Consider the following 20,936-nt stretch of genomic DNA (forward strand, 5'->3'; position numbering starts at 1 on the left):
TTTCACCGTAACAAGCAGGGTTCGTTGTCCATGAGCAATGTTCGCAGCAAGATCTGCGGGATTACCCGCATCGAAGACGCACTTGCCGCTGCTGAAGCGGGTGCCGATGCCATCGGCCTGGTCTTCTATGCCAAGAGCCCGCGCGCCGTGGACGTGCGCCAGGCGCGCGCGATCATCGCCGAGCTGCCGCCGTTCGTGACCACGGTCGGGCTGTTCGTCAACGCCTCGCGTTGCGAGCTGAACGAGATCCTCGAAGTGGTTCCGCTGGACCTGCTACAGTTCCACGGCGACGAAGCCCCGCAGGACTGCGAAGGCTACCACCGCCCCTGGATCAAGGCCCTGCGCGTGCGCCCGGGCGACGACCTGGAGGCGGCCTGCCAGCTTTACGCCGGTGCCCGCGGCATCCTGCTGGACACCTATGTGCCGGGTGTGCCCGGAGGCACCGGTGAAGCGTTCGACTGGTCGCTGGTGCCGGCGCGCCTGAGCAAGCCGATCATTCTGGCGGGCGGGCTGTCTGCCGACAACGTTGGCCAGGCCATCGCCCAGGTGCGGCCGTACGCAGTGGATGTCAGTGGCGGCGTGGAGCAAGCCAAGGGCATCAAGGACGCGGCGAAGATCGAGGCCTTCATGCGTGCGGTGAAACAGGCGTGATGGCAGATGTGACGGCTGGCTGCGCGCCATCGTCCATAGCTTTCGCAGCCCTGCGGGGCAGCCGCCCGAGCCTGTGGCGGCAGAACAATACATTAGCGGTGGGGTGGCGCGCTGGAAGTCCCGGCGGCCGGTCCATCATCGTTTCATAAAAGATTTTGAGCTCAAGGGCAGGGCAGGGCCGGCGACACCGGCCCATGCCTGCCAATACTGGAGAAAGAAAGCATGAGCAACTGGTTAGTCGACAAACTGATCCCTTCGATCATGCGTTCCGAGGTGAAGAAGAGCTCGGTGCCTGAAGGCCTGTGGCACAAGTGCCCGGCCTGCGAGGCCGTGCTGTATCGTCCGGAGCTGGAAAAGACCCTGGATGTCTGCCCCAAGTGCAACCACCACATGCGCATCGGCGCACGTGCGCGCATCGACATCTTCCTCGACGCCGATGGCCGTGCCGAACTGGGTGCCGACCTGGAGCCGGTCGACCGCCTGAAGTTCCGTGATGGCAAGAAGTACAAGGACCGGCTGACTGCCGCGCAGAAGCAGACCGGCGAGAAGGACGCCCTGATCTCCATGAGCGGCACCTTGATGGGTATGCCGATCGTGGTCAGCGCCTTCGAGTTCTCGTTCATGGGCGGCTCCATGGGCGCCATCGTCGGCGAGCGCTTCGTGCGCGCGGCCAACTACGCCCTGGAGCACCGCTGCCCGATGGTGTGCTTCTCCGCCTCTGGCGGTGCGCGCATGCAGGAAGCGTTGATCTCGCTGATGCAGATGGCCAAGACCTCGGCTGTGCTGGCACGCCTGCGCGAAGAAGGCATCCCGTTCATCTCGGTACTGACCGACCCGGTGTACGGTGGTGTTTCCGCCAGCCTGGCCATGCTCGGTGACGTGATCGTTGGCGAGCCGAAGGCACTGATCGGCTTCGCCGGCCCGCGCGTGATCGAGCAGACCGTGCGCGAAAAGCTGCCGGAAGGCTTCCAGCGCAGCGAGTTCCTGCTGGAACACGGCGCCATCGACCTGATCATCGCCCGTGGCGAACTGCGCCCGCGTCTGGCTCGTCTGCTGGCGCAGATGACCGGCCAGGAAACCCCGGAGCAAGCGCGTGAGGCGGCTGCCGTCGCGTGATGAAACAACGATCCCTGGGCGAATGGCTCGCCTACCTCGAGCAGTTGCACCCCTCGGCCATCGACATGGGCCTGGAGCGGTCGCAGAAGGTGCTTGCCCGGCTGGCGCTGGGCAAGCTGGCGCAGCGCGTGGTGACGGTGACCGGCACCAACGGCAAGGGCTCGACCTGCGCCTTCGTGGCCTCGCTACTGCAAGCCCAGGGGCTCAAGGTGGGCGTGTACAGCTCGCCGCACCTGTTGCGTTACAACGAGCGGGTGCTGATCGACGGCCAGGAAGCCAGCGATGAGCGCCTGTGCGAAGCCTTCGCCGCCGTCGAGGCGGCGCGGGGCGAAATTTCCCTGACCTATTTCGAGATGGGCACCCTGGCTGCGTTCTGGTTGTTCTACCAGTCGCAACTGGATGCCGTGGTACTGGAAGTGGGTCTTGGTGGCCGTCTGGACACCGTGAACGTGGTGGATGCCGACCTGGCTCTGGTGACCAGCATCGGTGTCGACCATGTCGATTACCTGGGGGATACCCGCGAGTTGGTGGCCTTCGAGAAGGCCGGCATCTTCCGTCAGGGCAAGCCGGCACTGTGCGGTGACCTGGATCCGCCTCAGCCGCTGCTGGACAAGGCTGCCGAACTGGCTGCGCCGCTGTTCCTGCGTGGGCGTGACTTCGACCTGGCCAGTGCCGATGGCCACTGGAGCTGGCGGGGTACTGCGGCCGATGGTGCGCAGGTAGAGCTGCATGACCTGCCTTTGCTCGACCTGCCCATGGAAAACGCCACGCTGGCCCTGCAGGCCTACCTGCTGATGGGCCTGCCCTGGGACGCCGGGCAGATTCGCCAGGCGCTGCTGGATACGCGCATCACTGGCCGCCTCGACCGTCGCCTGCTGAGCTGGCAGGGCAAGCCGGTGGAGCTGTTGCTGGATGTCGGGCACAACCCGCATGCTGCAGAGTACCTGGCCCGGCGCCTGGTGGCCCGGCCGCTCAAGGGGCGCCGCCTGGCGGTGTTCGGTCTGCTCGCCGACAAGGACCTGGGTGGCGTTGTCGCGCCGCTGCAGGGCCTGGTCGACGATTGGGCGGTAGCACCACTGGATACCCCGCGCAGCCGCCCGGCTGCGGAACTGGTCACGGCCTTGACGAACGTCGGCGCAGCGGTGAAGTCTTATGCCAGCGTCGGCGCCGCCCTTGAAGGGCAATGCGCGCAGGCGACGGCGGATGACCAGATCTTGCTGTTCGGTTCGTTTTTCTGTGTTGCCCAGGCGCTGGAATGGCTGGAGCGGCACGCCCAGGAGGGTGGAGTAGATGGCAGTGCTGGATAAAGGGATGAAACAGCGCATGGTGGGTGCGTTGGTGCTGGTGGCGCTGGCGGTTATCTTCCTGCCGATGCTGTTCACCCGCGAGGACGAGATGCGCCAGGTGCACGTCGAGGCCCCGCAGGCACCGGCCATGCCAAACTTGCCGGAAGTGAAGGTGGAGCCGGTCGCCGTGCCGGAGCCGCAGGCTATTCCGGCTGAGCCGCAACAGCCACCGGTGGTGGTGGACGAGTCCACGGCACCGGCGAGCACGCCCAGCCAGCCGATTACACCGTCGCCGCAGACCCAGCCCCAGGTACAAGTGCAGCCCCAGCCGGCCAGGCCGCAGGCGCCCGTGGCCAAGGTCGAGCCTCAGCCGGCAGCCAAGCCGGCCGCGCCAGCGGCGCCGTCGAAGATCGATGTCAATGGCCTGCCGGTCAGCTGGGCGATCCAGTTGGCCAGCCTGTCCAACCGTGCCGGGGCCGAAAAGCTCCAGCAAACGTTGCGTAGCCAGGGTTACAACGCCTATATCCGCTCGGCGGGTGGCATGAACCGGGTGTACGTCGGGCCGCTGATCGAGCGCGCCGAGGCCGAGCGCGTGCGTGACGCCATCAACCGCCAGAACAGCCTCAAGGGCTTCGTGGTGCGCTTCCAGCCTGAACGCAGCTGATACCCCCGGGGCGGCTTTGCCGCCCATTCGCGGGTAAACCCGCTCCCACAGGTTCAGTATGGGTCTTGCAGCGGCGCGGTCCATGTGGGAGCGGCCTTGTGTCGCGAAAGGGGCGCGAAGCGGCCCCAGGGTCTCAGTGACACAGCCAGAATCGCCGGGGCCGCTTTGCGGCCCTTTCGCGACACAAGGCCGCTCCCACAAGAATCGTGTAAGCCCGAGTGGCGCTAATCACCTGACATTCCGCTTACCCAAGCCCCCGTCGCTCTGGTAAAATGCGCCGCCTCAAACGTATGCAGGCAGCACCGTGGCATTTACCTTGGTTGATTGGGCGATCATCGCGATCATCGCCGTCTCCACACTGATCAGTCTCAAGCGCGGCTTCGTCAAGGAAGCCTTGTCTTTGCTCATCTGGATCATTGCCGGTGCGGTTGCCTGGATGTTCGGTGGTTCGCTCTCGGTGTATCTTGAAAGCTACATCCAGACGCCGTCGATGCGCGTCATCGCCGGCTGCGCCATTCTTTTCGTCGCCACCTTGCTGGTGGGGGCCATGATCAACTTCCTCATCGGCGAGCTGATCCGCGTGACCGGGCTGTCCGGCACCGATCGTTTCCTGGGCATGGCCTTCGGTGCTGCGCGCGGGGCCTTGCTGGTGGTGGTGGCCATCGGGCTGATCAGCCTGGGGCCGGTTCAACAAGACACCTGGTGGCAGGAATCACGCCTGATACCACAATTTCTCTTGGTCGCCGACTGGTCGAAAAACCTGATCCTGGGTTTTACCGGCCAGTGGACACCCAGTGGGCTGATCGGCACTCCGGCTGATCTTCCGTTCAAGGAACAGTTGCTCGGGCCGGCAAAGCCCTGAGCGCTATTCACTCAAGTTTCGTCAAAGTAGGGGTTGCGTCGCATGTGTGGCATCGTCGGTATCGTCGGTAAGTCGAACGTCAATCAGGCGCTGTATGACGCGCTTACGGTCCTCCAGCACCGCGGCCAGGACGCTGCCGGTATCGTGACCAGCCATGACGGCCGGTTGTTCCTGCGCAAGGATAATGGCCTGGTGCGCGACGTGTTCCAGCAGCGCCACATGCAGCGCCTGGTGGGCAGCATCGGCATTGGCCACGTGCGCTACCCGACCGCGGGCAGCTCGACCTCGGCCGAGGCCCAGCCGTTCTACGTCAACTCGCCCTACGGCATCACCCTGGCGCACAACGGCAACCTGACCAACGTCGAGCAGTTGGCCAAGGAGATCTACGAGTCCGACCTGCGCCACGTCAACACCAACTCCGACTCGGAAGTGCTGCTGAACGTGTTCGCCCATGAGCTGGCCGTGCGTGGCAAGCTGCAGCCGACCGAAGAAGACGTATTCGCCGCGGTTTCCCATGTGCACAGCCGCTGCGTTGGCGGTTATGCCGTGGTGGCGATGATCACTGGCTACGGCATCGTCGGCTTCCGTGACCCCAACGGCATCCGCCCGGTGGTGTTCGGCCAGCGTCACACCGACGAAGGCGTGGAATACATGATCGCCTCGGAAAGCGTGGCGCTGGACGTGCTCGGCTTCACCCTGATCCGCGACCTGGCGCCGGGCGAAGCGGTGTACATCACCGAGGAAGGCCAGCTGTACACCAAGCAGTGCGCCGAAGCACCGAAGCTGCAACCGTGCATCTTCGAACATGTCTACCTGGCCCGCCCGGACTCGATCATGGATGGCGTGTCGGTGTACAAGGCCCGTCTGCGCATGGGTGAAAAACTGGCCGACAAGATCATGCGCGAGCGCCCTGAGCACGACATCGACGTGGTCATCCCGATCCCGGACACCAGCCGCACCGCGGCCCTGGAACTGGCCAACCGCCTGGGCGTGAAGTTCCGCGAAGGTTTCGTCAAGAACCGCTACATCGGTCGTACCTTCATCATGCCCGGCCAGGCCGCGCGCAAGAAATCGGTACGCCAGAAGCTCAACGCCATCGAGCTGGAGTTCCGTGGCAAGAACGTGATGCTGGTGGACGACTCGATCGTGCGCGGCACCACCTGCAAGCAGATCATCCAGATGGCCCGCGAAGCCGGCGCCAAGAACGTCTACTTCTGCTCCGCAGCCCCTGCGGTACGCTACCCCAACGTCTACGGCATCGACATGCCGAGTGTTCACGAACTGATCGCCCACAACCGTACCACCGAACAAGTGGCCGAGTTGATTGGCGCCGACTGGCTGGTCTACCAGGACCTGCCGGACCTGATCGACTCGGTCGGTGGCGGCAAGATCAAGATCGACCACTTCGATTGCGCGGTATTCAACGGTGAGTACGTCACCGGTGATATCGACGAAGCCTACCTCGACCGCATCGAGCAGGCGCGTAACGACCTGGCCAAGGTCAAGAACCAGGCGGTCAGCGCGATCATCGACCTCTACAACAACTGATTTCGGGAGCGACGGCATGACGGATCAATGGGATGCCGGCCGACTGGACAGTGACCTCGAGGGTGTCGGTTTCGACACCCTGGCGGTGCGCGCCGGTCAAAACCGTACACCGGAGGCCGAGCACAGCGAAGCGCTGTTCCTGACCTCCAGCTATGTGTTCCGTACGGCTGCCGACGCGGCCGCACGCTTTGCTGGCGAAACACCGGGCAACGTCTATTCGCGCTACACCAACCCGTCGGTGCGTGCCTTCGAGGAACGCCTGGCGGCCATGGAAGGCGCCGAGCAGGCCGTAGGTACCTCCACCGGCATGGCGGCGATCCTCGCCGTGGTGATGTCGCTGTGCAGTGCCGGTGACCATGTGCTGGTGTCGCAGAGCGTGTTCGGCTCGACCATCAGCCTGTTCGAGAAGTACTTCAAGCGCTTTGGCGTGCAGGTGGACTACGTGCCACTGGTCGACCTCGCGGGCTGGGAAAAGGCCATCAAGGCCAACACCAAGCTGCTGATCGTCGAATCACCATCCAACCCGCTGGCCGAGCTGGTCGATATCACCGCCCTCAGCGAAATCGCCCATGCCCACGGTGCGATGCTGGTAGTGGACAACTGCTTCAGCACCCCGGCGCTGCAGCAGCCGCTGAAGCTGGGTGCCGACATCGTGTTCCACTCGGCCACCAAGTTCATCGACGGCCAGGGCCGCTGCATGGGTGGCGTGGTTGCCGGCCGTGCCGAGCAGATGAAAGAAGTGGTGGGCTTCCTGCGTACCGCAGGCCCGACCCTCAGCCCGTTCAACGCCTGGATCTTCACCAAGGGCCTGGAAACCCTGCGCCTGCGCATGCGTGCGCACTGCGAAAGCGCCCAGGTGCTGGCCGAATGGCTGGAGCAGCAGGAGGGCGTGGAGAAGGTGCATTACGCCGGCCTGCCGAGCCACCCGCAGCACGAACTGGCCAAGCGCCAGATGAGTGGCTTTGGTGCGGTGGTCAGCTTCGAGGTCAAGGGTGGCAAAGAAGGCGCCTGGCGCTTCATCGACGCTACCCGGGTGATTTCCATCACCACCAACCTGGGTGACAGCAAGACCACCATCGCCCACCCGGCCACCACCTCCCACGGCCGCCTGACGCCGCAGGAGCGTGAAGCCGCGGGTATCCGCGACAGCCTGATCCGTGTTGCCGTGGGCCTGGAAGACGTGGCTGACCTGCAGGCCGACCTGGCGCGCGGGTTGGCGGCGCTGTGATCGAAATCGGCGGCGGTACGCCCGGCCACAACGGCCGGGTAGCCCTGGTGACCGGTGCCGCGCGCGGCATCGGCCTGGGCATTGCCGCCTGGTTGATCTGCGAAGGCTGGCAGGTAGTGCTCAGCGACCTCGACCGCCAGCGCGGCGCCAAGGCGGCCAAGGCCCTGGGTGACAATGCCTGGTTCATCACCATGGACGTTGCCGACGAGGCCCAGGTCAGCGCCGGGGTGTCCGAGGTGCTGGGGCAGTTTGGCCGCCTGGACGCGCTGGTGTGCAATGCGGCCATTGCCAACCCGCACAACCAGACCCTGGAAAGCCTCAGCCTGGCGCAGTGGAACCGGGTGCTGGCAGTCAACCTCAATGGCCCGATGTTGCTGGCCAAGCACTGTGCGCCGTACCTGCGGGCTCACAATGGGGCGATCGTCAATCTCACCTCCACCCGGGCGCGGCAGTCCGAGCCCGATACCGAGGCCTACGCGGCGAGCAAGGGCGGCCTGGTGGCTTTGACCCATGCTCTGGCCATGAGCCTGGGCCCGGAGATCCGCGTCAATGCGGTGAGCCCGGGCTGGATCGATGCCCGTGACCCGTCGCAGCGCCGTGCCGAACCGTTGACCGAGGCGGACCATGCGCAGCACCCGACGGGCAGGGTAGGGACGGTGGAAGACGTGGCGGCCATGGTGGCCTGGCTGTTGTCGCGCCAGGCGGCGTTCGTCACTGGCCAGGAGTTCGTGGTCGATGGCGGCATGACCCGCAAGATGATCTATACCTGAGCATTTTGCGTATCTTGTATCGGCCCTTTCGCGGGTAAACCCGCTCCCACAGGTGCAACACAGTTATCAAAACCTGTGCAGTACCTGTGGGAGCGGGTTTACCCGCGAAGAGGCCGGCACAGGCAACCGCACCGCTTTTGGTTTTTTTGAAAAAAATCCAACGGGGCTATTGACTTAGCTTCGCCACCTGCGTAAATTTCGCGGCCTCAGCGAAGCAAACGCAACAAGCAACATCGCGAGGGTGATTAGCTCAGCCGGGAGAGCATCTGCCTTACAAGCAGAGGGTCGGCGGTTCGATCCCGTCATCACCCACCACTTCCTGAGATGTTCCTGGTGCATCAGGTTTCGCAAGAAGCCGATAGCCAGAGAGGAACGCACTGCGCAGCGGTAGTTCAGTCGGTTAGAATACCGGCCTGTCACGCCGGGGGTCGCGGGTTCGAGTCCCGTCCGCTGCGCCATTTTTCAGTAACAGATGGGTGCCTGTCACCGGTCTGAAGCATCAGGGCAAAATGCCTTGGGCTGACCCAGTTTCAATCGGGCGCAAGCCTGAACGATACGCAGCGGTAGTTCAGTCGGTTAGAATACCGGCCTGTCACGCCGGGGGTCGCGGGTTCGAGTCCCGTCCGCTGCGCCATCTTCGTTTCAAGGTCCCATGAACACCTTGAAGCAAACACAAGATAAGCGATCATGTTATCGCTTTTTTTGTGCCTGTCCTGAGGCCGCCGCGCCGGAAGGGTAGACCCAGGTTTCAATCGGGCGCAAGCCTGAATGATACGCAGCGGTAGTTCAGTCGGTTAGAATACCGGCCTGTCACGCCGGGGGTCGCGGGTTCGAGTCCCGTCCGCTGCGCCATCTTCGCCTCGAGGCCCCTTGAACACCTCGAAGCCACGGGAAAGCGACCTTAGGGTCGCTTTTTTCGTTTTTGCGCCTGGCAATTGCCGCCCTTGACCCGGATTTACACGAACCTGACAGACTCTTCACCGATCAACGGTTCCTGTGCCTGCCTGCTGTGTTGCACAATAGGCACTTTCTCGACTTACCCGGAATTCGCAATGACCAGATCTTCCGTCTTTGGTGCGCTCGGGCTGGCCCTGGTGCTGGCGGGCGTGGCCGGTTGTTCCTCGAAAAAAGCTGCTGTCTACGAGCACGAGAACTTCGATGACTCGGGTACCTTCTCGCGCAGCTTCCCGGTGAGCGATGCCGGCTCCTGCGAGGCCGCCCGGCGTGCCTTGCTCAGCCAGGGCTACATCATCACCAGCAGCGGTGCCAACCAGGTGGTAGGCAACAAGAGCTTCCAGCAGAACAGCGAGAACCACCTGCAGATCAGCTTCAACGTCACCTGTGCACCCGATGTGAGCGACGCGCAGCGCTCGACCATGTTCGCCAACGCCTTGCAGGACCGCTACGCCCTGAAAAAGTCCAACACCTCCGCCAGCCTGGGCGTGGGTGTACTGGGGTCGGTGTCGATGCCGATCGGCTCCAGCGACGACTCGATGGTCAAGGTGGCCAGCGAGACGGTGACGGCGGCGCAGTTCTATGACCGCTATTTCGCCCTGGTGGAGAGCTACCTGCCAAAGCCCAAGCCGACGCAGGAGAGCAAGGCCAAGGTCGAGGAGCCCGCGCCGAAGGCCGAAGCGCCGGCGGCTGCCCTGGGGTTACCGGAGCAGGCTGCGGTGGCACCGGCCCCGGTAGCGGCGCCTTTGGTTGACGCGGCGCCAGCTCCGTCCGCCGTTGCCCCGACCAGCGAAGCGGTAGTCGCACCGGTGGCGGACGACAGCCAGGGCTCGCAGCCGGTGGCGCCGCCAGCGGAGTCGGCGCCAATCGAGGTCCAGCAGGAAGCCCAGCCTGCCGAGGCTGCATCGCCCGCTCTCTGATTTTTAGCTTGTACCGGCCCCTTCGCGGGCTTGCCCGCTCCCACAGGTAATGCGCAAGTTTCAGAGCCTGTGGAGATCCTGTGGGAGCGGCTTTAGCCGCGAAGAATCCAACTCGGTGCATGGCACCGGCTGCGCCGGTGTTCGCGGCTAAAGCCGCTCCCACAGAGGCTGGTACAGGCCGGACACATTCCTTGTTACAGACACCTGGCGAAAACTTCCTGAACACCTGCTACGTTAACCACTCATAAGCTTGTCATCATTCCGTCACTCCACCTGCTTAGGTTGAAGGCGACACTGATAAAGATCATGAGATGAGAGGACGCAGGGCGATGGACGAATACCAGGAAGAACTTCTCGAATTCCAGGCTTATGAACTGGACACTCCGGAACCGGCTGACGACGCTACCGAGCTCTAGCCCACCCGCCGCTGGCTGCGGCGAAATTCCCCCGGTGTAAGGCCCGTCCAGCGCTTGAAGGCGCGCTGGAAGGCCTCGGCCGAAGCAAACCCCAGCAGATAGGCAATTTCGCCAAAGGCCAGCTCCGTATCGCGGATGTAGGTCTCGGCCAGGTCGCGCCGTGTTTCGCTGAGCAGGTCACGATAGCGCGTGCCTTCCTCGGCCAGTTTGCGGCGCAAGGTCCAGGTCGGCAGTTGCAGGTGCAGCGCCACTTCTTCCAGGTCCGGTTCACGGCCGCCATTAAGCAACGGCCCCAGCAGGTGGGTGATGCGCTCACCCAGGCTGCGCACCCGCGTGCGCTGCAGCATTTCCGCCTCGCACAGCTGCAGCAGGTGCTGCCAGGTGCTTGGGCAGTGCCTGGGGTTGGCCAGCTGCAGCGTGGCGCGGCTCAGGCGCAGCTGGTTGCCGTCGGCCGCGAACTGCACGGGCGTGCTGGACAAGGGCTGGTAGCGCGCGGCATAGGCGGGCGCGGCAAACTCGATATCCAGGCGTTCGGCCTGCACCGGTGTACCGGCAAGGTCGGCAAGCTGGGCCAGCCAGCCGGCGAGTAGCGAATCCACCACGAATCGGTTGTAGGCGTTGTATGGGCTGATGGAGTAGAAGCGGAGCCAGGCGCCTTGGGCATCTTCCTGAAAACTGGAGTGGCCGCGGTAGTTGGCGGCGTACAGTGGCTCGAAGCGCAACAGGGTGCGTGCCGCCTCGCCCAGGGTCGGCGCCTGGGCGGCGGTGACCCCGGCCAGGCCGGCATGCGCCAGGCGGCTCAGGCGCCCCATGTGCAAGCCCAGTGCGGCCTCGCCACACAGCTCGATGGCAGCGTGACCCAGGTGCATGTAGCGCGGGATCGACAAGCGCGCGCCGGCTTCGCCCAGGCGCGCCGCATCCAGGCCATAGCGGCGCAGCAGCGGTTCGGGGTCATGGCCCAGTTCGCGCAGGGCCTCGGTCAGCGGCTGGACAAAACCAACCGACAGGTCGCCCAGGCGCACGCGGGGGCGGGCCATGGGCTTACAGCCACAGGTTCAGCAGGCGGGCGCCAGGGCTGGGGGTACCCGCCAGCAATTCACCCGCGTGGTGGGCAAAGCCCTGGCCGTCGCTGCCCTGTTCCCAGAACTGCCCACGCATGAACACGCTCATGCTGCTGACGCCAGCCCCGGCGGCTTCGGTCAGGCGTTGCCAGGCGGCTTGTTCGCTGACTTCGCCGCGCTGCAAGGCCAGCCCGGCGCTGGCATCCTGGTGGCGATTGCCGCGCCAGGGCGCTTGCCAACTGCCCTTGCCGCTGAGGAATACCGGGTTGGCGATCAGTTGTACCGCCTGTTGTGCCAGTTGCTGGTGGTTTTCCGGGTACCAGCTGTCACTGCCCACCAGCACGCCCAGGCGCCCGGCAGGGGTTTGCAATACCTGCAGCGGGTGCTGGCGGCCATCGTGCACATAACGGCGCATTTCGCTGTCGGGGAACTGCTGGCGTTGCGGCTGGCCCAGCAACGAGCCGTCGCCGGCAAATACCACGCTGCTGTTGAACAGCGGGCCGCTGCCGGCATGCAGCACGCCCTGTTTCACATAAGGGGCGGGTAGCACGATGGAGCCAGCCACCAAGGTCACATTGAATTCCTTGGCCAGGCCGCCGAACAGTTGCTGGTAGTCCGCGGCCATCTGCTCGGCCTTCATGCGCAGGTGCGCGTCGGCGCGCCAGTCGTCGCCGTCGGCACCGAGCATGGCCAGGCCATAGCGCAGCGGGTTGCTCAGCTCCAGCCATTGCAGGGCTTCGCGGCTTTGCGTGACCTGGTACAGCTCGTTCTTTTCCCCGCGTGCCCACAGCCAGGTGCCGATGTGCTCCGGTAGCACCACCACCGTGCGCGGGCCTACCAGCCCTTGGGTGCGGGCTTGCTCCAGGTAGGCCGCGAGCTTGCGGTGCAGGCGCTGCAGGTTCTGGTAGTCGCCCGGGAACAGCAGCGGTTCGACGCCAAGCAGGTTGCCGTGCTCGCCCGGCACGCCATGGTTCAGCGCCAGTTCGATGCGCAGGTCGGACAGATAGTGGCCTTCCGGGCGCTGCTGGGTCCAGAAACCGTAGCCACACAGTGCGGCGGCCATCACCAGTGCCAGGGTGCTTGCCAGGAGTTTTCGCATCAAACTTCAGCTTTTACCTAAAAATGAACTGGCCATGCAGGGCATCAAGGGCAAAGTGCGGCCTTATTCATCAGCTTTGGAATCCTTGGTGCACTGCTTTTGCATAATCGTGTTTGATCATACCAAAGCTACCGGGTGCTTATGAGTATTCTCTGCTGACAAGACCTGATGTCACGGCCGACACATCAGGCGCTGGCGTTCGTAGTTAACCGCCTTGTCCCGTTCTGGCAGGCTGAAAGGCGCTGCACACTGGTGCTCACCCCATTTGATTGTCAGGCTACCCTGGTCCTGTTCGAGCAGCACCAACGCCTTGCCGCTCGGGTCGGAAATCGCCAGCTGCTTGCCTTCGGCGTCCTCGACGGAGGCGCCGAACGGTATCGACTGGCCGTGCTCGTCGAGCAGTTCAAATTGTACCCGGCGCCCACTCTTGCCGGTGTAGCGGGCAAGCACCACGGCGCCGCGGCGAGGCACCAGCTGTTGGGTGGCGTTTTCGATTTCGATGTCGCCCCCCAGGTCGCGGGTGTCCAGGCTGACCCAGTTGACCCTGTAGGGCTGAGCGTTGGGGATCACCGCATAGCCATTGCGCCCGGTTTCCACTCCGCTGAAACTGCTGATCTTCGCACCCTTCACACCCGGCACTTCGGCCAGGGCGAAGGTTTCGCTGAGCGTCTGGCCGAGGTTGATGCCGCCTTGGTGGGCAACCACGGCGCCGGCAACGTTCAGGTTCTGCGAGTCGTAGCCGCGCCCCTGGCTATAGCCCAGGCTGATGTCGGCGACCGAGGTGCGGGTGTTCAGGTTGGCCGAGGCCGAGCTGCCACTGGTGCGGCTGTGACCACCCTGGATCGAGTAGAAGGTGTCACTGCTCTCCGACAGGTAGCCGTTGATGCCGGCCTGGGTGGTGTCGTTGCCCTTCTGCGTGCTGGCGGTGACGAACGCCCGCGGTGCGCGGTCGCGGCTGCCGATCGGGAACGACACCGACAGGTTGAACTGGGTATCCTGCCCCGAAGGGCCTGAGGTTCCCAGCTCCTTGGTGCGGCTGACGTCAAGGTTGTAGGAGATATCGCCCCAGTTGTTGCTGTAGCCGGCGGACAGGCTCTGCGAACCGCCGCGGTTCCAGTAGCGCTGGTCGGTGGCCGTCAGATACAGGCTGCCGAGTGCGCGGTCGCGGCCCAGGCTCTGGTTGATGGTCAGGTCGGTGCGGGTCTTGGAGTTGCCGCTGCGCTTGATCGCGTCGGTGCTCAGGTCCTCGATATGCTGGGTGAGGGTGCGGAAGCCCTCGGTTGAATAGCGGTAGGCGGCCAAGGTGAAGTTGGTGTCGGTGCCGGTGAATGTCTTGGCGTATAGCGCCCGCAGGCTGTTGCCCTGGGTGGTCTGGCCCTGGGCTTTGCTCGAGGAATGGGTGACATCGAGCGAAAAGGCGCCCAGCAGCGTGTTCAGGCCGCTGCCCACGGCCAGCGCCTTGTAGTCGTCGGTGGCTTGCAGGCCAACGACGCCGGTCACGGTGTTGGTGAGGCCGTAGGCCAACATCGTGCTGAGCATCTGCGGCGTGGCCAGGCCTTCGGTGTTGCTGTTGTAGCGTCCGGCGGACAGGCTGTACTTGACCTGGCCGCCACGGACCATGAGCGGCAGACTGGAGAACGCCTGCACGCTGACCCGTCGGCGGCCGTCGGCCTCGATGATGGTGATTTCCAGGTCGCCGTTGGAGCCGCTGGGGTAAATGTCGCTGATCTCGAACGGGCCGGGCGGTACGTTGGCAGTGTAGAGCAGGTAGCTGTTCTGGCGGATCTCGACTCTGGCGCTGGTCTGGGCCACGCCCCGCACCACCGGCGCGTACCCGCGCTCGCTGTCGGCGCGCATGCCTTCGTCCGAAGCCAGCTTCAGGCCCCGGTAGCGCACGCTGTCGAACAGGTCGCTGTCGCTGAAGATGTCGCCGGCGCTGAACTGGCCCTTGAGTGCAGTTACGTCGTGCTGCACGTAGCTGCGGTTGCTCTTGAAGCTGTCCGGCCGCCCGGTGCCGCTGCTGAAGTTTGACTCGTTGCGCAAGCGCCAGCCGCCCAGGTTGATGCCGTTGCGCAGGCTCAGGTTGTTGTTGATGCGGGTGTCGGCATCACCGGCGCTGCGGCTGGTGTTGAATTGGTAGTTGATGAACGCCGCAGGCACCCCTGCGTCCCACAGTTGCGGGTCGACGTAGCCGCGCAGGCCGCGCTTCATGGCGACCTGCGGGATGCTGGCGGACAGGCGCAGGTGACCCGAGTCATAGCTCAGGCTGGCCTGGTCGATCAGCGTCGGCAGGTCGTGGCAGGCCTGCGCGGTATCCAGGCGCCCCTGTGCCTTGAGCTTGTCCATGTCTATGCCCAACTGCTCGAGCAGTTCCAGGGTCAGGCACGGTTCCACGCGCCCGGTCTGGAGGTTGCGGTTGAAATCGATGTCGCGCCGGCCCACCAGTACCTCGTTGCTGTACAGGTCTACCCGATAATTGCCCGGCAGCACGCTGTTGGCCGACAGCAGTAACTGCAGGTCGACCGCCGATTGCGCACCCTGCAGGAAGGTGGTGTTGAAGCCCAGCAGCTGGGGATCGTCCTGCGCCGTCGAGAGGCCGGGCAGCGCGCAGCAGAGCACCAATGACAGGGCGTTGAGCTTCCAGGCTGAAGGAGGCGTGCCGCCATGGAGCGCGCGCGCGCCTGCATCGGCACCGTCTACGGAGCGGGGGGCGATGGACAGAGACATACAAGGAACCTAATTCATGTCCCGGCGCGGGCTGGGCACGGGGAGGCCGCACGCGACCGGGGCGCGCGAGGTGGGCGCTACGTTTTCACAAGGTGATGGCGGGTTCGGCAGGCTTGGCACTACCCGGCTGGGCAGGGGTCAGCAGCACGGAATATCCATGCTGGGCGCCATAGTCGTTGATGCTCTTGAACGTGAGCGTCAGCGGGCCGTCCGGCAGGGAAAGTGCCGAGCTGAATGTCTTTTGTTCGCCGGGGGCGATCATGCTCGAATCGGCGCTGAACACGGTCTGTTTTCCGCGTTTGAGTTCGATGTCGGCCATCGACACGTGATACAGGCCTGGGTTGTTCACGGTCAGTTGGGCCTTTCCGGCGTGCTGGGTCAATTGCCAGACCAGTTGTTCCGGTGCCAGCAGGGCATTACCGGGCAAGTTGGCCGGGCGGAAGAAAATCTTGATGCGTTGGCGCACTGCCAACTGCAAGGTATTGGCCTTGGTACTGGCTTGCGGGATTTCCTGGACATTCAGCCAGACCACGGATTCGCGATCGGTCGGCAGACCCTGGCCTTCATAGAGAATGCGCAGTAGTTGTTCCTGCTTGGGCAATACTCTGGCCAACGGAGGGGTGATGGCGAACGGCGCCTGCGCGCTGTCGCCGGCATCAACCCACGACTGCACCAGGACTTCCTGATTGCCGTTGCGCACGATGACATTGGCTTCCTTGTGAGCACCGTCAAACACGACGCGGGTGGCGCTCAGGGAGATGCTGGCAGTTGCCTGGGCGGCGACGAGCATGCCCAGCAACCCGAGAACGGGATACAGAGAACGACGCAACATGGTTGGGTACCTTGCGGGACGAAGAAGTGGCGAGGCTGATCAGCCTCGCGCATGGAGAAGCTGCGAAGTGATTACTCGTACTGCAGGATGAACGGCAGGGTGGCATCACCGCGACCGGCGGTGGCGGTGCCGGCGGCGCCGGTGGTCACGTAGGCTGCAGAGAAGCTCAGGGTAGCGTCGCCGCCCTCGGCGCCGGTGCCATGCACCTCGCTCTGGATCTTGGCGGTGGCGGCCGAGCTCAGGTCGATCAGGTTGCCGTTGGGGTCGAGCAGGGCGATACCGACGTTGGCTGCAGTGCCGGTGCCCTTGGTCAGGGCCAGGACCTTCTTGCCGGTCACCAGGCCCGAGCCTCCGCTATTGGCATCGAAGACCATCGCCACCTTGGTGCCGACGTTGCAGTTGACGTTGAGGTTGAAGTCCTTGCCGGTCACGCGGCCTGCCGTTGGGTTCTCGGCGGTGCCCATGTCTTTGATCGAGACGGTACCCATATCCACGGCGATCACGCGGTCGGCGTTGGCGCCGTCGACCGAGCAGGCGTCATTGTTGATCACGCCGGTAAAGGAAATCTTGCCGCTGCCACCTTTTACTGGCCCGGTGGGATCGGCGGCCAGAACGCCGGCCGAAGCAGTGATAAGCGAGAGGGTCAGTGCGGCCAGGGAGAATTTATTCATATTGATGTCCACATGAAAGTGAGTAAGTGCTGCAACTAAATGCACGCTCACAATAAGTCAGGTGGTTTCCCTGGCCCATCAGACGAATCTTAATGGCCGATCAATAGCGCTCGCCAGTTAATTGAAGATATGGCTCGCCAGGCAATAGGCCAATAATTCCTGATCGCTGTTCACTTCAAGTTTTCGCATGGCTGAAACTTTCTGCGCACTAATGGTCTTGGTACTTCGGTGCTGGCTGCGGGCAATTTCACTGACACTTTGGCCGGCCACAAACAGGCGCAGTATTTCAAATTCCTTGGGTGACAGGTTTTCCACCCGTTGATCGATGGCTGTATTACAGGCGACCACCGAGTGCCTCGCCGGCTCCGGCGCCCGGTAGGTGCTGTTGCGGGCGACGGCATTGAGGGCCTTTTCGATTTCGCCGTGCAACTGGCTTTTCTGAATGACACCGTCCACGCCCAGTTCCTGTAGCCGTGTAAGGATCAGCGGGTTGGAAATCATGGTCAGCACGAGGATGCGGACAGCGGGATAGTGACGCTTGAGATAATCGATAAGTTTCAGGCCGTCACCGTAGGGTGAGTCTGCCGGCATGTTGTAGTCGGAGATGACCATGTCCACGGGTTGGCGTTCGAGCAGTTCGATCAGCCCTTGCGAGCAGACAGCTTCGCCAACCACGCAAAAGCGTGGGTCGCGTTCGACCAGTTCCCGGACGCCGAGCAGTACGATGGGGTGATCGTCGGCGATGATGACCTTGAGTTTTTCCATAAATGACGACCCGTTAGCCGGTGCGGATGGGAGGGTTGTCTTCAGGCGTTATCAGCACTGAAGTTGATTCTATGCAAGTGTTTCGAGTATTGCCGACAGCCTGTTCAGCACCTCCCGCAGTTTATCGGTCATGGCCGTGTCGAGCGGCGAGCTGGCCAGCGCGTCCTCCAGTGCGCAGCACTGCTCGGCCAGGCCCCTGGCCTGCACAGCGCCCAGGGCGCCGGCGATGCTGTGCAGGCGCTCGCCAAGGCGACGGTGGTCGCGTTGCTCAAGGGCCAGGCGCAACCGCTGCATGTCCTCGCGCATTGTGGTGATGAACAGTTCGCGCATGGCCGCGGACACTTGCACGGTATCGATGGTGGCGTCGGGGAGCAGGGTGCTGCGGTCGTCCGCTTGCGCTTGGCTGGGCCCCTCGGCCAGCACTGGCCGGCACATGCGGACCAGATGGCTGCGCAAGGTCTGCAGGCTCAACGGTTTGACCATCCAGGCATTCATGCCCACCTCGAGGCAGCGCTGGCCCTCTTCTCGCAGTGCATTGGCAGTGACGCCGATGATCGGCAACCGGGTGTCGTGCCGGCGCAGGGTCCTGGCCAGTTCGTAGCCATTCATCAATGGCATGTTCACGTCGGTCAGGACCAGGTCGAACAGGCCTGGCTGCCAGCGTTGCATGGCCTGTTCGCCATTGGCCGCGACGACCGTGGTGCAGCCCAGCGCCTCGAGCTGCTCCTGCAGGATCGCCTGGTTGATCGGATTGTCCTCGGCCACCAGCACATGCAGGCGCAGGGCGGCACGTTGCTGCTGCGCTGAGGCCTGGCCATTGGGCACCCCGCCCTGGCGCACCAGGGCGATGACCTGGGCGATGGCACGCACGTCATGCAGGTCCACCCGCCAGCAGCCGTCGATGAACGCGCCGGGGGCCGGGCCGTCGCTGCTGGCGCAGATCCGCTGGCCATGCCAGTTGGCAGCATCCGGGCAGTCGAGCAGGTCCACCAGCAGGGCTTGGTGGTTGTCCTTCTCCAGGGGCGGAATCGTAAGGGTCGCGGCGATGCCCAGGCGCTGCAGCCAGTCGACGCCATGCTGGGCAAGCTCCGGTATTGGCGCACGCACATATACCGGGGTCGGGTCGGGCATCACGGTCGGGCAGTCACTCAGATCCCCTTGGGCCAGCGGCAGGCTGAGGTTGAGGGAAAAGCTGCTGCCCAGGCCCGGCTCGCTGACCACCTTGATCTGGCCACCCATCATGTCGGCCAGCCAGCCGCAGATCGGCAGGCCCAGGCCCGCACCACCCTCGCTGGAAGCGTCGACGACCTGGTAGAAGAGCTCGAAGAGCCTGGCCTGCTGCGCCTGGGAGATACCGATGCCGCTGTCTGCAACCTGCCATTGCAGGCTGACGTGGGTGTCGTCGAGTGCCAGCACACGGGTGCGCAGCACCACCCGGCCGGTGTCGGTGAACTTGATGGCGTTGCTCAGCAGGTTATTGAGAATCTGGCGGATGCGTATCGGGTCGCCCACCACCTGAGCTGGCAGGCGGGCGTCATGGCAGGCATAGAGCAACAGGCCCTTGCGCTCGGCGAAGGCGCGATAGGTGCGCACGGTGTCCTCGAGCATCTCCAGCGGGCAGAACGTCACGGGTTCGAGCGCCATCTGCCCGGATTCGATCTTGGTCACGTCGAGCACGTCGCTGATCAGCTGGAACAGGGTTGCCGAGGAGCGCTGGATGGTGTGCAGGTAGCCTTGCTGCCGGGCATCCAGCGGCGTCAGGCCGAGCAGTTCGAGGGTGCCAAGCACGCCGTACAGCGGGGTACGGATCTCGTGGCTCATGGTCGCCAGGAACAGTGTCTTGGCGGTGTTGGCTGCGTCGGCCGCGCGCCGGGCCTCGTCGAGCGCCTGGGCGTCCTCGACATGACGGGTAACGTCGTTGAATGCGTAAAGACGCACGTCTTCGCCGTGGTAGCGGGTCGATACGAAACCGATCTGCAGGTGGCGGCCTTCGACCTGCAGGTAGTGCTCGCCACTGCTGGAGCTGCCCACTGTCGAGGCGAGGGTGCTGACCAGTTCTCGGGTGCCCTGCCACTGCTGCGCCCGCTGGTTCTCCAGTAGCACTTCGTGGTCGGTGCTGCGGACCACGCACAGGCCGGTCGGGGCGGTATCGATGACCACCCGGCTGAAGGCCTCGCTCTCGGCGATGGCCTCGTGGGCTGCGCGCGCGGGCAGGATGACCTGGCGTTGATACCAGCGGATGGCCACCCGGCCCATCCCGATGAGCACCAGGAAGGTAGCGGCGATGCTGGCCAGCGACCAGAACGCGTAACGGAAGAAGTGCCGGTAGGTCACGGTGTAGACAGCACTCCAGCCTCCGTTGGCCTGCTCGTGGAGGCGGAACACCAGGCCTTCGGCCTTGATGTTGAGGCCTTCGTGCATACCCTCCAGGAGCGTGGGTGCACCGATCAGTACCTCGCCGGACGGGGCGATGAGATTGAAGTGGTCATACACGGTCCAGTCCATGATGCGTTCGAAATCGTCGATCTGGGCCAGATCCACCAGCGACGCCACTTGCGTGCGTTGGTCGTCGGCCTTGGCCGGGGGCAGGGTGATGTTGGCGTAGGCCAGCACGCGCGGCGGGGAGGCCTGGTCCGGCTGCTCGACATAGCTGCGCCAGATGATCCTGGTGCCTGGGCTCCAGTCCTTGCCCTGAGGCTGGCGCGCCATGACTTGCCTGATCACTTCGATGAACGGTTCTTCCTCGACCTTGCCCCGCCCGCGTCCTGCGGCGGGAACCGTGATGTCATAACGGGCATCCGGCGAGAACAGGAACACCTGCGGCGAGCGGTAGGGGGACGCCGACCAGAACATGCTGTAGAAGCTGGCCAGGTTCGCCCCTTGGGTGAAAATGCTCGCCTCTTCGCTGCCGGCGAGGTTACGTCGATCGAGCTTGAGGCTGAACGGCATGGAAAATGGAAAGACCTGGCCCTTGTAGATGTCCGGCCCTTCCTCGGGCAGCGGCGCCAGCACCGGCTCGAGCGCGCGTGGGTAGTCGAACAGCTCCCCTTTGGCGCTGCGTTCCACGAGGGCTTCGAGGAAGGTTTCCTGCTCCTGGATATTCTCCATCAGACGGGCGAAATGGATGCTGACCGTGTCGCTTTGTTCGTCGATCAGGCGCTCGATCGACCAGAAGCTGAAACCGGCCAGCAGCAGTGCCAGGCCCAGCAGTACGGTCATGCCTTTGTTCAGGCGCAGAGAGCTGCGGGCCAGGTTTTCCAGCAGGGCGTTGTACTGATTCATGCAAGGATCCGGAAGGCCGTGGGGGCATCGATACCCAGTAGATGTTACCTTTGATGCCCGGCCGGCGCCCTGAGTTACAGCAGG

General features: G+C 64.0%; 16 protein-coding genes and 4 tRNA genes. 13 read left to right on the forward strand and 7 right to left on the reverse strand.

The window, feature by feature from the left end; translation table 11 throughout:
• Window positions 1-30: 30 nt before the first annotated feature.
• The 13 genes from ACIQYU_RS04835 (at window position 31) to ACIQYU_RS04895 (ending at window position 9,999) form a co-directional block, all read left to right on the forward strand.
• Window positions 31-651, forward strand: a complete 621-nt coding sequence (locus tag ACIQYU_RS04835) for a phosphoribosylanthranilate isomerase (protein ID WP_207832170.1) — start codon at window positions 31-33, stop codon at window positions 649-651.
• A 222-nt stretch (window positions 652-873) separates the two neighbouring features.
• Entirely contained in the window at window positions 874-1,767 is an 894-nt protein-coding gene (accD, locus tag ACIQYU_RS04840) for an acetyl-CoA carboxylase, carboxyltransferase subunit beta (RefSeq protein ID WP_063913799.1), read from the forward strand.
• A complete protein-coding gene (folC, locus tag ACIQYU_RS04845) occupies window positions 1,767-3,074 on the forward strand; it encodes a bifunctional tetrahydrofolate synthase/dihydrofolate synthase (protein ID WP_402798405.1) in 1,308 nt (435 codons plus the stop codon). The genes accD and folC overlap by 1 nt, the downstream gene beginning before the upstream one ends.
• Window positions 3,058-3,717, forward strand: a complete 660-nt coding sequence (locus ACIQYU_RS04850) for an SPOR domain-containing protein (RefSeq protein WP_233687149.1) — start codon at window positions 3,058-3,060, stop codon at window positions 3,715-3,717. The genes folC and ACIQYU_RS04850 overlap by 17 nt, the downstream gene beginning before the upstream one ends.
• A gap of 304 nt (window positions 3,718-4,021) precedes the next feature.
• The gene (locus ACIQYU_RS04855) at window positions 4,022-4,579 is read left to right on the forward strand and encodes a CvpA family protein (protein WP_013971612.1); all 558 of its coding nucleotides are present in this window, start codon (window positions 4,022-4,024) and stop codon (window positions 4,577-4,579) included.
• Window positions 4,580-4,621: 42 nt separating this feature from the next.
• Entirely contained in the window at window positions 4,622-6,127 is a 1,506-nt protein-coding gene (gene purF / locus ACIQYU_RS04860; protein WP_085625289.1) for an amidophosphoribosyltransferase, read from the forward strand.
• A 16-nt stretch (window positions 6,128-6,143) separates the two neighbouring features.
• Window positions 6,144-7,355, forward strand: a complete 1,212-nt coding sequence (locus tag ACIQYU_RS04865) for an O-succinylhomoserine sulfhydrylase (RefSeq protein ID WP_025338247.1) — start codon at window positions 6,144-6,146, stop codon at window positions 7,353-7,355.
• Window positions 7,352-8,125, forward strand: a complete 774-nt coding sequence (locus ACIQYU_RS04870; RefSeq protein WP_063913802.1) for an SDR family oxidoreductase — start codon at window positions 7,352-7,354, stop codon at window positions 8,123-8,125. Before ACIQYU_RS04865 ends, ACIQYU_RS04870 begins: the two co-directional genes overlap by 4 nt.
• A gap of 239 nt (window positions 8,126-8,364) precedes the next feature.
• Window positions 8,365-8,440, forward strand: a tRNA-Val gene (locus ACIQYU_RS04875).
• Between the two features lie 66 nt (window positions 8,441-8,506).
• Window positions 8,507-8,583, forward strand: a tRNA-Asp gene (locus ACIQYU_RS04880).
• A 99-nt stretch (window positions 8,584-8,682) separates the two neighbouring features.
• Window positions 8,683-8,759 (forward strand) — tRNA-Asp (locus ACIQYU_RS04885).
• Between the two features lie 141 nt (window positions 8,760-8,900).
• A tRNA-Asp gene (locus ACIQYU_RS04890) sits at window positions 8,901-8,977 on the forward strand.
• 200 nt (window positions 8,978-9,177) lie between these two features.
• Window positions 9,178-9,999, forward strand: a complete 822-nt coding sequence (locus ACIQYU_RS04895; protein ID WP_343583117.1) for a DUF2242 domain-containing protein — start codon at window positions 9,178-9,180, stop codon at window positions 9,997-9,999.
• 412 nt (window positions 10,000-10,411) lie between these two features.
• On the opposite strand, the gene ACIQYU_RS04900 is transcribed toward ACIQYU_RS04895, so the two are convergent.
• The 7 genes from ACIQYU_RS04900 to ACIQYU_RS04930 form a co-directional block, all read right to left on the reverse strand.
• The gene (locus ACIQYU_RS04900; RefSeq protein ID WP_207832162.1) at window positions 10,412-11,452 is read right to left on the reverse strand and encodes an AraC family transcriptional regulator; all 1,041 of its coding nucleotides are present in this window, start codon (window positions 11,450-11,452) and stop codon (window positions 10,412-10,414) included.
• Window positions 11,453-11,456: 4 nt separating this feature from the next.
• Window positions 11,457-12,575 carry a nitrilase-related carbon-nitrogen hydrolase gene (locus tag ACIQYU_RS04905; protein WP_207832161.1) on the reverse strand — a complete coding sequence of 373 codons (1,119 nt, stop codon included), beginning with the start codon at window positions 12,573-12,575 and terminating at the stop codon, window positions 11,457-11,459.
• 171 nt (window positions 12,576-12,746) lie between these two features.
• On the reverse strand, window positions 12,747-15,302 hold the full coding sequence (locus ACIQYU_RS04910; protein WP_402798409.1) for a fimbria/pilus outer membrane usher protein: 2,556 nt from the start codon (window positions 15,300-15,302) through the stop codon (window positions 12,747-12,749).
• 85 nt (window positions 15,303-15,387) lie between these two features.
• Window positions 15,388-16,134: a molecular chaperone gene (locus ACIQYU_RS04915; RefSeq protein WP_207832156.1), complete on the reverse strand. Its 747-nt coding sequence runs from the start codon at window positions 16,132-16,134 to the stop codon at window positions 15,388-15,390.
• Between the two features lie 71 nt (window positions 16,135-16,205).
• The gene (locus ACIQYU_RS04920) at window positions 16,206-16,805 is read right to left on the reverse strand and encodes a fimbrial protein (RefSeq protein WP_063913808.1); all 600 of its coding nucleotides are present in this window, start codon (window positions 16,803-16,805) and stop codon (window positions 16,206-16,208) included.
• Between the two features lie 117 nt (window positions 16,806-16,922).
• The gene (locus ACIQYU_RS04925) at window positions 16,923-17,570 is read right to left on the reverse strand and encodes a response regulator (RefSeq protein WP_063913809.1); all 648 of its coding nucleotides are present in this window, start codon (window positions 17,568-17,570) and stop codon (window positions 16,923-16,925) included.
• 69 nt (window positions 17,571-17,639) lie between these two features.
• Window positions 17,640-20,852 carry a response regulator gene (locus tag ACIQYU_RS04930; RefSeq protein WP_402798412.1) on the reverse strand — a complete coding sequence of 1,071 codons (3,213 nt, stop codon included), beginning with the start codon at window positions 20,850-20,852 and terminating at the stop codon, window positions 17,640-17,642.
• Window positions 20,853-20,936: the final 84 nt, after the last annotated feature.

The sequence above is a fragment of the Pseudomonas sp. NPDC096925 genome, assembly GCF_044762545.1.
GTDB lineage: Bacteria > Pseudomonadota > Gammaproteobacteria > Pseudomonadales > Pseudomonadaceae > Aquipseudomonas.